The sequence below is a fragment of the Pseudomonas sp. RT4P38 genome, assembly GCF_054897765.1.
The window spans coordinates 3,177,105-3,188,229 of the sequence record NZ_CM142703.1 but is presented as its reverse complement, the minus strand read 5'-3'; the positions used below and the strand labels follow the sequence as shown (position 1 = coordinate 3,188,229).

Genomic DNA, 11,125 nt, shown 5'->3' with positions numbered 1-11,125 from the left:
GAGTGCGGCAAGGCCCGTGCTTGCAGCGCTGCGACATATTCGGTCATCGGCACGTAACTCGCGGCATGTGCCTGGGACAACACTAGCAGCCGTACGGAAAAATGGCTGGTTTAAGCAGCGAATACGCGTTGCGCGTACCGGATGTGACCAACAGACGCCAGGACGTTCTCAACATGTCGCCGGCAGATCAATCAATCAGATCCTCAAAAGCCTGGTACTTGCTGACGGTCGCACAGTCGTAACACTGCATTTCCAGCATCACCTTGTCCATTTTCACGTCGATGTTGCTCGAATCGCATTCACGGCAGAACAATTGCAGGCCACCGATCAAATCCGCACCAAATGTTCCGCCTGAAAAGAACTGCGGCGCCAGTTCGTCGCGCCAGTAAATGCCGGGAGATTTCGAGAACCCTGCCCCGCTGTCCTTAAGCACGACGTCATACAAAAGCCGATGCAGCGCCGATTGAGGCACCCGGGAATCGCGATAAGCACGCTTGCGCCAATGCTTGGCCAAGGCATCCTGCGCGGTATTCAGCATGTTGCCAGGAATGGTGTTGGAGGCATGGGACCTGCCCTTGGATTTACCGGTTTGATAAAAGTGCGCGGCATTCTTAACCGCAAGCCGTGCGAAATAATGAATCTCGCTAACAGAAAAATCCTGAAGCAGTTGATTGACTACCGACTCGGCACGACTTTCGGCCGTAAACATAAAGTCGACTTCATTAGCCAGAACATGGATGAATTGAATCGCCTCTTTTCTCGCCAGATCAAACAACGCCGTATAAAGCTCACTCTTCCACGGTAATTGAACACCTTCGGAAAGTTCTTCATACAACGCCACATACAAGGCCTGACATGAACTTCTAACTGTATTGTCCAGCGTCACATTTATCAGCCAGCGGATGGCGCCGAAGTCTCGAATACCAAAAGCGTTTTCCCGATCGAAGGCCTTTATCGTCGAGTCGAGGTCCACCACCAGAACACCGGCCTCAAAGAGCTGCCTGAGCAGCGCTTCCGAGGCTTCATCGTCGGGCGTGAGTAGCTCCGCTCCCGACATCGACGCAAGCGGTTCGATACGTTCCAGACCTGGTTTGGCCCGGGACTCCAAAAGGGCCACCAACCCCAGCTTTTGCATAAACCCCAGCGTGTGGCACGGCACGGGCTGAGGAATCACACCGTAACGCCTCGCCAACTCGTCCCGGTCCAGTTGAGCCTGTGCGGCCAGGGCTTGCTGTTTGACCTTGAAGCATTCGACACAGGTACAGCCCATCCGCCGCCCAAAGTGCCCGACGGCAAAAAATGTGTGCTCGCATTGCAGGCATTTGAAGGGAGGAGCATCTGATTCGCGGGTGGTTTTCGCGCGCCTTTTTGCCCACATCGGCACGTCGCAATAAGGGCAACGCAGGTGCTTGCTGATAATCGGCGGCAGCACTTTGAGCAGCGCCCGAGGTTCGACCTCAATCTTGTATTCGAGCAGTAAATCAGCGTTTTTTTCGCCACACAGATAACGCCCATACAGTGTCTCGATATCGGACTCGGACAGATGCGCCACCTCGCTTGACTTTTCGAAAAACTGGTCCATCAGAACACGCTCCTTTTTTTCAATTTTTTGCTGAAGCAATCACTCGCAAAACAAACTAACGCCCAGACTCAAAAAAACAAGAAAAAAAGGCATGAAACCACTATTAAAGTTGGAGAAGAACTATTACTTACATCGCCCAATGAAACTTCTTTCGACAATAAACCCGCGGTCCTTCGGCAACTTCCTACAAGGCCGCAATAACGCTAACACAGTAGCTTTTGCGCAAATTACACATACAAAGCAGCAGAAAACCCTCCGGACTGGCAAAATCGCTCCTTTGATTGTCTTTACCGGACGCCTCGAACCAGGAATTCCCCATGCAAATGACCACCCCCCTTTTGATCGTCAACCCGTGCGACGACGAAGAAGACGACATGGCCATGCTCTGCTGCCACAGCGAACAGGGCGACATGTTCCTGATGACCCGTTACCCGGACGAGGACGCGCTGGACATCACCCTCGACGGCGAGCCTTCGACGCTGGACGGTGTGAAAGTCACCCTCAGCCCTACCCGCCTGTTGATCGAAATCGCCGCCGCGGACGCGGATGCACTCAATGGTGATGATTCGCTGGAAATCATTCACAGCACTGATGCAGCGGATTTGGCCGAAGTGGAAGAAACACTGCAAAACATCCTTAAAGGCACTGGCACCTATATCAGCCAGCTCTAAGCCTCGGATTCTCGAGTGTCTGAACTGGCCCCATCGCGAGCAAGCTCGCTCCCACATTTGATCGCATTTTCATGAAACAACTCGGTCACCTGTGGGAGCGAGCTTGCTCGCGATTAGGCCCGAAAGAACACCACCACCCTTTGAGTCCTACAAAATTCAAACAATCTCGCCAATCAATTCGCACACTTTGCACAAAATGCCGTTAGTCGCCGCCCCCCGCGATAGATTAAAGTAACGCCCCCAGCCCTGGCGTTATTCGAACGTCTTCGGTCACCCTTTCCAGGAACAGTCATCGATGGAACATCGTGAAGCGCTGCTAGCGCTGCGAACCTTTCTTTCAACGCAGATTCTCGGCCAGGAAAAACTCATCGAGCGCTTGCTCATCGCCTTGCTCGCCGACGGCCACATGCTGGTCGAGGGCGCTCCGGGCCTGGCCAAGACCAAGGCCATCAAAGAACTTGCCGAAGGCATCGAAGCACAGTTCCATCGCATCCAGTTCACCCCCGACCTGCTGCCCGCCGACATCACCGGTACGGAAATCTATCGCCCGGAAACCGGCAGTTTCGTGTTCCAGCAAGGCCCGATCTTCCACAATCTGGTGCTGGCGGACGAAATCAACCGCGCCCCGGCCAAGGTTCAGTCCGCCCTGCTCGAAGCCATGGGCGAACGCCAGGTCAGCGTCGGGCGCAGTACTTACGAGCTGTCGCCGCTGTTTCTGGTGATGGCCACACAAAACCCGATCGAGCAGGAAGGCACCTATCCACTGCCCGAAGCGCAGCTCGACCGCTTCCTGATGCACGTAAAAATTGGCTTCCCTGACGCCGCCGTCGAACGTCGGATCCTGCAACAGGCCCGTGGCGAAGCGTTGAACGGCGAAACCAAACCCGAGCGCCGGGTCAGTCAGCAGGCGATCTTTGCCGCGCGCAAGGAAATCCTCGGCTTGTACATGGCCGACGCCGTGGAGGAATACCTGGTGCAACTGGTCATGGCCACGCGCACCCCGGCCAAATTCGACCCGGAGATGGCCGAGTGGATCGCCTACGGCGCCAGCCCGCGCGGCTCGATTGCCCTCGACCGTTGCGCCCGGGCCCACGCCTGGCTGGCCGGTCGCGACTTCGTCAGCCCGGAAGACATTCAAGCGGTGCTGTTCGACGTACTGCGCCACCGCATCATTCTTTCCTTTGAAGCCGAAGCCGCGGGCATCGACCAGGACCGGGTGGTCCAGCGGATTCTCGACGTCGTAGCCGTCGCTTGACCCCGATGAACGCCATCCTGCCAACCGAACCGGGCATCCGTGTCAGCCTCGCCGAGCTGATCGAGATGCGCCATCGCGTGCGTGAAGTGCAGTTGTTCTCCACGCCGAGCCAGCGCAGCCCGCTGATCGGCCTGCACCACTCCAAACTGCGCGGGCGCGGGGTGGATTTCGATCAGGTGCGGGTCTATCAGGCCGGCGATGATGTGCGAAGCATCGACTGGCGCGTCACCGCCCGCACACAGGAACCCCATACCAAGCTGTTCCATGAAGAGCGCGAGCGACCGATTTTTATCATGGTCGAGCAAAGTCGTCGGCTGTTTTTCGGCTCGGGGCTGATGTTCAAATCAGTGCTCGCCGCCCAAGCCGCGAGCCTGATCGGCTGGGCCGCACTGGGTCATAACGATCGGGTCGGCGGACTGGTGTTCGGCAACAATGAGCACTATGAAATCAAGCCACGACGCAGCAAACAGAGCCTGCTGCAGTTTCTCAACCGTATGGTGCGGGTCAATCAGTCTCTGCACACGGAAAGCGAGCCGGACCGGGACGCCTTCAACATCGCCCTGCGCCGAGCCCGGGAAGTACTGCGTCCCGGCAGTCTGGTGATCGTGATCTGCGACGAACGCACCCTGACCGAGGGCGCCGAACAACAGCTGAGCCTGTTGTCGCGGCATTGCGATCTGTTGCTGCTGCCGGTGTCCGATCCACTGGATCACGCCCTGCCCGCGGCCGGGCTTTTACGCTTCGCCGAACGCGGGGCGCAACTGGAACTCGACACCCTCAATTTCGAGCTGCGCCAGACCTATCGCGCCCAGGCCGAAGCGCGTATCGCTCGCTGGGAACTGCTGGCGCAGAAGCTGCGGGTTTTGCTGATGCCCTTGAGCACGCAGAGTGAGATGGTCGAACAACTGCGCGAGTACCTGAACCCACAGAAACCGGGGAAAGGTCGATGAGCAGCCTTGATCAACTGCAACCACTGATCTCCCCGCCACCGATCGAATTCTGGCCACCGGCACCGGGCTGGTGGCTATTGCTGTTGCTACTGCCACTGATCGGTTTCGGTCTGTGGAAGGCAAGGCGCTACTTTGCAAACAAACGCCCTGTAGTGCGCGCCGAACAACCGCTGGACCCGGTGCGCCTCGCCGCGCTGGCCGAACTGGCGCGGATGCCCAAACCCTACGACGGCGCTCCGGCGGGTGCCTGGTTGCAGCAACTCAACGGTTTGCTCAAACGCCTGTGCCGCAACCACTATCCCTACAGCCAGAGCCACACCCTCAATGGGCGCAAATGGCTGGCATTCCTCGACAATCGCTGCCCGGCCGCTGGTCTGACCCGCTGGATGGTGCTGGTCGAAGGCGCCTACAAACCCGAATGCAAACTCGACGACAAAGCCATCGCCGGCCTGACCCAAGCCGTCGACACCTGGATTCGTAAACATGTTTGAGTTCGCCTGGCCGTGGATCTTTGCCCTGCTGCCGCTGCCCTGGCTGATGCGCGTCGTGCTACCTGTCGCCGACAGTGGCGAGCCGGCCCTCAAAGTCAGCTTCCTCAGTGACCTCGAAGGCCTCGCCCGCCGCCGCGCCCGGGCCAACCTGCCGGCCTGGCGTCAACAAGCGCCGTTCATTCTGCTGTGGCTGTTGTTACTGATCGCCGCGGCGCGCCCGCAATGGCTCGGCGAACCGCTGCCGATTGCCGCCAGCGGTCGCGATCTGCTGGTGGCGGTCGACGTGTCCGGCTCCATGGATTTTCCCGACATGCAATGGCAGGGCGAAGACGTCAGTCGACTCACACTGGTTCAGCACTTGCTCGGTGACTTCCTCGAAAGTCGTGAGGGCGATCGGGTCGGGCTGATCCTGTTCGGCAGCCGGGCGTATCTGCAAGCACCGCTGACGTTCGATCGGCACACGGTGCGCGTGTGGCTCGACGAAGCGCGGATCGGCATCGCTGGCAAGAACACCGCCATCGGCGATGCTATCGGCCTGGCCCTCAAACGCCTGCGCCAACGCCCGGCACAAAGCCGCGTACTGATTCTGGTCACTGACGGCGCCAACAATGGTGGTGAAATCGACCCGCTCACGGCGGCGCGCCTGGCGGCTAATGAAGGCGTGAAAATCTACCCGATCGGTATCGGCGCCGATCCGGAGCAAAGCGGCACGTTGGGTTTTTTGGGGGTCAATCCGAGCCTCGACCTCGATGAAGCCTCCTTGAAGGCGATCGCCGAAGCCACGGGCGGCCAGTATTTTCGCGCCCACGATGACAAGGAACTGCAAGCGATCAAAGGCACCCTCGACAAACTGGAACCCGTGACCCAACAACCGACTCAGGCTCGCCCGGCGCAGGCGTTGTACCACTGGCCTTTGGCGATGGCGTTGCTGTTGAGCATGCTGCTGGTGGTTCGCGAGCGCTGGCCGGACAACCCGTTGCGGCGACTGTTCACCAAGGATCTTCTGCAAACGCAACTGCCCGACTGGCGCCAGCGGCTTAAACGCCTGCGTCTGCGGAGGCGCCGATGAGTGCGCTCTGGCCGTACTGGTTCCGCCCCTGGTGGTTGCTGTTGTTGCCGTTGCTCGGCTGGTTGCTCTGGCAACTCTGGCATCGGCAGAAGCGCGCCGGGCGCTGGCAGATGATTCTGCCACCGGCCTTCCATGCGGCGTTGCTCAGTGGTGGCAGCGGTCGCGACAGCAAATTGCCGTGGGTCATCCTTGGCTGTGCCTGGGTGTTGACCGTTCTGGCGCTGCTCGGGCCGAGCTGGGAACGTGTCGAGCAAACCAGTCAGAAACCCGCCGACCCTCTGGTCGTGGTACTTGAGCTGACCCCGGAAATGCTCGCCACTGACGTGCCACCCAATCGGTTAGAACAGGCCCGGCGCAAGCTATTCGACCTGCTGCAGAATCGCAGCGACGCCCAGACCGCGATCGTCGTCTACGCCGGCAGCGCTCACACGCTGGTGCCGCTGTCGGATGACCTGTCGACCAGCCGCAATTTATTGGATGCCCTCAAGCCTTCGCTGATGCCCGAGGCGGGTCATCGTGCCGATCTGGCGGTGGCCAAGGCCCTTGCGCTGCTGGATCAGGGCGCCCTCGGCGACGGCCGAATCCTGCTGATCGGTTCAACCTTGACCGAACAGGAACGCCAAGGGATTCGGCAGGTGCTGGACGGCAAGTCGACGCAATTTCTGATGCTCGGTGTTGGCACTGCCGAAGGAGCGCCAATCACCCAGGAAGACGGCAGTTTTCTCAAAGACGACCAGGGTGCGATTCTGGTGCCTCATCTGGACGAACCCAGCCTGAAAGCCTTTGCCAATGACCTGGACGGACGCTATCGCCACGCACGCCTGGACGATGCCGACCTGCGCGCCCTCGGCTTGCTCGAGGGTCCACGCACGCTGCGCAACGACGGCCAGACCCTGCGCCTCGACACGTGGGCCGATCAGGGTTACTGGCTGTTGCTGCCGCTGTTGTTGCTGGCCGCCTGCGCCGGCCGTCGCGGGTGGTTGTTCTGCCTGCCACTGCTATTGCTGCTGCCACAACCGAGTTATGCCTTGGACTTCGAAGATTTGTGGCTGCGGCCCGACCAACAGGGTTTGCTATTGCTCAAGCAGAAACGCCCAGCCGAGGCTGCGCAGCATTTCGACGATCGACAATGGCAAGGTGTGGCGCTTTACGAAACCGGCGATTACAGCGGCGCCGCCCAGCGGTTCGCCGAGGGCAACGACGCCCACGCCCACTACAATCGTGGCAACGCCCTGGCCAAAAGCGGTGAGCTGGAAGCAGCGCTGGACGCCTACGAACAGGCGCTGGAGCGTCAACCGGATTTGCGTCCGGCGCAGACCAACAAGGCGCTGGTGGAAAATCTGATCAAGCAGAAAAACACTCCACCGCCCGTTGCACCGGACAAAAACGCCGGCAACGAGACCGAGCCCCCCACGCAAGAACCGCCGCCGGGCGCGGCCACTCAACCGTCGGATAATGGCGAACCGAAAACCGACGACCAACAAGCCACGAAGGACTCCGAGCAACCGCGCAAAACGCCGCCGAAACCCGGCACCAATGAAGTCCCGGGCAGTGAGTTGGGGGACGAACAAAGCACCAGACCACCGATGCGTCCGGCCAGCGACAGCATCGATGGTGAACAGCGCCAGGCGCTGGAACAATGGCTGCGCAAGATCCCGGATGACCCGGGTGAATTGCTCAGACGCAAATTCTGGTACGAACAGCAACAACATCAGGATCAGGGAAAAACTCGATGACCCGCTTCACCACTTTCTTGCTCGCGCTGCTGCTCTGGACTGCTCAGGCCCAGGCTGCGGGACTGGTCGCCAGTGTGGATCGTAGTCGCCTGAACAGCGGCGAAACGATTGAACTGACCCTGGAAACCAGCGACGTAACGCAGTTCGGCAAGCCTGACCTGACACCGCTGGAGCCGCTGTTCGAAGTGCGCGGCACCCGTCAGGTCAACCAGTTAACCACCCTGAACGGCGACAACCGTGCGACCACCCGCTGGATCATCACGCTGCTGCCTCGGCAGAACGGCAGCGTGGTGATTCCATCACTGAAACTGGGTGACGTGCAGAGCCAGCCGATCACCGTGCAAGTGGTCGAAACCGAAACCCAGGACAGTCCGACCAAACGGGGCCCGGTATTCATCGACGCCAGCCTCGATCAAAACAGCGTGTACGTGCAAGCCCAGGCGATCCTGACTTTGCGCATCTACCATTCAGTGTCGCTGTACGACGACAGCAGCCTGCCCCCTTTGCAAATCCCCGATGTGCGCATCGAGCAACTGGGCGAGGCGCGCACCTACGAGAAAGACATCAATGACCTGCGCCACGGCGTGATCGAAATGCGCTACGCGATCTACCCGCAACACAGCGGTGAGTTGGTCATTCCGCCGCAGATATTCAATGCCGCACTCGTGGACGCACAGCCCGCCCAGGACGCCGCCGCCCAGGCACCGAAATCCGGCAAACTGATGCGGGTCAGCTCCTCAGAGCTTCTGCTGACGGTCAAGGCCAAACCCATCACGTACCCGGCCGACAGGCCATGGCTGCCGGCCCGTAGCCTCAGCCTGAGCGAAAGCTGGAACCCGGAACCGGATCATGCGCAGGTGGGCGATTCTTTGACCCGCAGCCTGACGGTGAAGGCTGAAGGCCTGGCCAGCACGCAATTGCCACCGCTGCCCGCCACCGACGTCAACGGCTTGCGGCGCTACCCGGATCAACCGGTGCTGGGTAACCAGAACAGCGAGCGAGGCCTGGTCGGCAGTCGCGAAGACCGTGAAGCCCTGGTGCCGACGCGTAGCGGCGCAATCGAGTTGCCAGCGGTTGAAGTGGTCTGGTGGAACACCTTCGAGGACCACCTGGAATACAGCAGCCTGCCGGCCAGAACCCTGCCAGTGGCGAACAATCCGAGCCTGATGGTCGACACCCCGGCCGGCACGCCTCAAGTCCTTTCCGTCGCCGACAACGAAGCCCTCCGGTGGTGGAAACTCAGCACGCTGATCCTGGCCTGCACCACCCTGCTGGGCATCGGTCTCTGGTGGCGCGCCCGCTGGCAACCGGCGATCCTGCGCGCGGCGCAGGCCGGCCCGAGCCCGCGCACCGTGCTCGACGACCTCAAGCGCGCCTGTCAGGCCAATGACTCCCACGCCACCCGCCAGGCCCTCGACGCCTGGGCCCGGCAACAACCGGAAACCCTGGCCGATATGGCGGCGCGTTTTGTGCCGCTGTCCGACGCCCTCGACGGCTTGAACGGCGCGCTCTACAGCGAAACCGGCCAGCATTGGCAAGGTGAAGATCTGTGGCGAGCGATCAAGGCGATTCCGATTGCCGAGCGGGTTCAGGACCCGGTGGGCGACAGTGGACTGCCGCCGCTTTATCCGAAGTAACGGTCCCTAGCTGTCGAGATGGAACTCGGCGTCCAGATGAATGGCCTGTAAAAAAGCGCTGTCGTGTGAGACGACAATCAATGCCCCTTGGTACTGATTGAGCATCTGCTCCAGCGCAATTTTACTGGGCAAGTCCAAATGGTTGTCCGGTTCGTCCAGCAACAACAATTGTGGTGGTCGCTGGGCATACAACTGCGCAGCCAACGCTATTTTCAGACGTTCGCCGCCGCTCAACTGGCAAGTCTTGAGCGTCGCACGATCCGCATCAATGCCCATCTGCGCCAATCGGGTTCGCGCCTCGGCTTCGGGCAACTCCGGATTGCTCTCGTAGAGCCATTGCACCGCCGTGCGTTCGGGGTACTGTAATCCGGCGTGTTGATCCAGCCAGCCAACATGGCAACTGCGGATGAGTTCGCCTTCGCCCACCGGCAGTTGGCCGGCGATCACTCGCAACAGGGTCGACTTGCCGCTGCCGTTGGCGCCCAGGATTGCCATGCGCATAGGCCCTGTCAGCGTCAGATTGACCGGCGCCGCGTAACCGAACGGGAGAATGACGTCGTTGAGCTGCACAATCAGCTTGCCATTGGGCACTACGCTTTCCGGCGACAACATCATGCGTTGAATGTCCGGCGCACACCGCGCACGGGCCTCGACGATACGTTGTTGCTGCTGCTCCCGGGCCACCTGTTGATTGAGGCGCAATTTTCCCTGACTGTTTTCACTGCGCTCTTTCTGAGCATTGGTGATCAGTTTGGTCTGATTGCCGTCACGGGCCTGACGGTCACCGCGCGCATTACGCCGTTGCTGACGCTCCATCTGCACGGCCATCTCACGCTGCTCGCGCTTGGCCTGTGCCCGCTCCCCTTGCAATGCCGACTGGAACGACTGCTGTTCTTGCTCACGTGCCGCCGCATACTGACTGTAGTTGCCGCCATAAACCGCCAGCCCCAAGGGTGAAAGCTCGACAATTTCGTTCACGTGTTCCAGAAGCCCCCGGTCGTGGCTGATCAACACCAGGCCGTTGGGCCAACGATCTATCTGCTGCGCAAGTTTGTGTTGCTGATCAACATCCAGGTGGTTGCTGGGCTCATCCAGGATGAGCCAGTCGGCTCTGGATAGCCACGCCCCCAGCAACGCCACCCGTTGCCGTTCGCCACCACTGAGTGCGTCGGTGCGCGCGTCGGCATCCAAATGACCCAGGCCGATCTGCTGCAGCTCCGCCTCAAGGCGTGTGGCGCAATCCCATTGATCGACCGCCAGCGCATGATCCTCATCGTCAACACTGCCCTGAGCAATGCGATCCAGCGCCGCCAGAATAGGGGCGACACCGGCCAGCGCGGCAACGCTGGGATAGCGCTCGGGTTCCAGTAACTGCGCCACGGCGTAAACACGCCCTTCGCGACGGACGATGCCGCTTGTGGGCAGTTGCTCTCCCGTCAGGAGCCGGCCAAGCAAGGACTTGCCACAGCCATTGGCGCCCACGATGCCGGTGGCCCTGGTACTGAAAGTGTGGTTCAAGTGATCGAACAGAACACGCCCGTCGGGCAGGTTGAACGACACTTGATCCAGTTGAAGTAACCGTTGGGTCATGACGTCTCCTTAACTATTCAAAACTCCCTGGTGTTGCGCAACAGCGTCCGCCTCGTCACCTCGGCCGCGGTCTACCATACTGAGGCCCCGTCCAATCGATAAGCAATCTTTCAAGGCTTTCAGCATCCCCGGTCTTTTGCCAGT

Annotated in this window: 9 protein-coding genes; 7 read left to right on the top strand and 2 right to left on the bottom strand. The window is 60.2% G+C overall.

The window, feature by feature from the left end:
- Window positions 1–187 precede the first annotated feature (187 nt).
- Window positions 188–1,582, bottom strand: a complete 1,395-nt coding sequence (locus ACYZT7_RS14855; protein WP_462041610.1) for a hypothetical protein — start codon at window positions 1,580–1,582, stop codon at window positions 188–190.
- 317 nt (window positions 1,583–1,899) lie between these two features.
- Between ACYZT7_RS14855 and ACYZT7_RS14850 the strand changes: the two genes are divergently transcribed.
- From ACYZT7_RS14850 to ACYZT7_RS14820, 7 genes are all read left to right on the top strand, one after another.
- Complete coding sequence (locus ACYZT7_RS14850) at window positions 1,900–2,253, top strand: hypothetical protein (RefSeq protein ID WP_462041609.1); 354 nt, start codon at window positions 1,900–1,902, stop codon at window positions 2,251–2,253.
- Between the two features lie 295 nt (window positions 2,254–2,548).
- Window positions 2,549–3,508, top strand: coding sequence for an AAA family ATPase (locus tag ACYZT7_RS14845; protein WP_008150800.1), 960 nt, complete (start codon window positions 2,549–2,551; stop codon window positions 3,506–3,508).
- Window positions 3,509–3,513: 5 nt separating this feature from the next.
- Window positions 3,514–4,458, top strand: a complete 945-nt coding sequence (locus ACYZT7_RS14840; RefSeq protein ID WP_462041608.1) for a DUF58 domain-containing protein — start codon at window positions 3,514–3,516, stop codon at window positions 4,456–4,458.
- Entirely contained in the window at window positions 4,455–4,949 is a 495-nt protein-coding gene (locus ACYZT7_RS14835) for a DUF4381 domain-containing protein (protein WP_462041607.1), read from the top strand. Before ACYZT7_RS14840 ends, ACYZT7_RS14835 begins: the two co-directional genes overlap by 4 nt.
- Window positions 4,942–6,018, top strand: coding sequence for a vWA domain-containing protein (locus tag ACYZT7_RS14830; protein WP_449643316.1), 1,077 nt, complete (start codon window positions 4,942–4,944; stop codon window positions 6,016–6,018). The genes ACYZT7_RS14835 and ACYZT7_RS14830 overlap by 8 nt, the downstream gene beginning before the upstream one ends.
- On the top strand, window positions 6,015–7,754 hold the full coding sequence (locus tag ACYZT7_RS14825; protein WP_462041606.1) for a tetratricopeptide repeat protein: 1,740 nt from the start codon (window positions 6,015–6,017) through the stop codon (window positions 7,752–7,754). The genes ACYZT7_RS14830 and ACYZT7_RS14825 overlap by 4 nt, the downstream gene beginning before the upstream one ends.
- The gene (locus ACYZT7_RS14820) at window positions 7,751–9,391 is read left to right on the top strand and encodes a BatD family protein (protein ID WP_462041605.1); all 1,641 of its coding nucleotides are present in this window, start codon (window positions 7,751–7,753) and stop codon (window positions 9,389–9,391) included. The genes ACYZT7_RS14825 and ACYZT7_RS14820 overlap by 4 nt, the downstream gene beginning before the upstream one ends.
- A gap of 6 nt (window positions 9,392–9,397) precedes the next feature.
- Here the strand turns inward: ACYZT7_RS14820 and ACYZT7_RS14815 are convergent, their stop codons facing one another.
- On the bottom strand, window positions 9,398–10,981 hold the full coding sequence (locus tag ACYZT7_RS14815; RefSeq protein ID WP_462041604.1) for an ABC-F family ATP-binding cassette domain-containing protein: 1,584 nt from the start codon (window positions 10,979–10,981) through the stop codon (window positions 9,398–9,400).
- Window positions 10,982–11,125 lie beyond the last annotated feature (144 nt).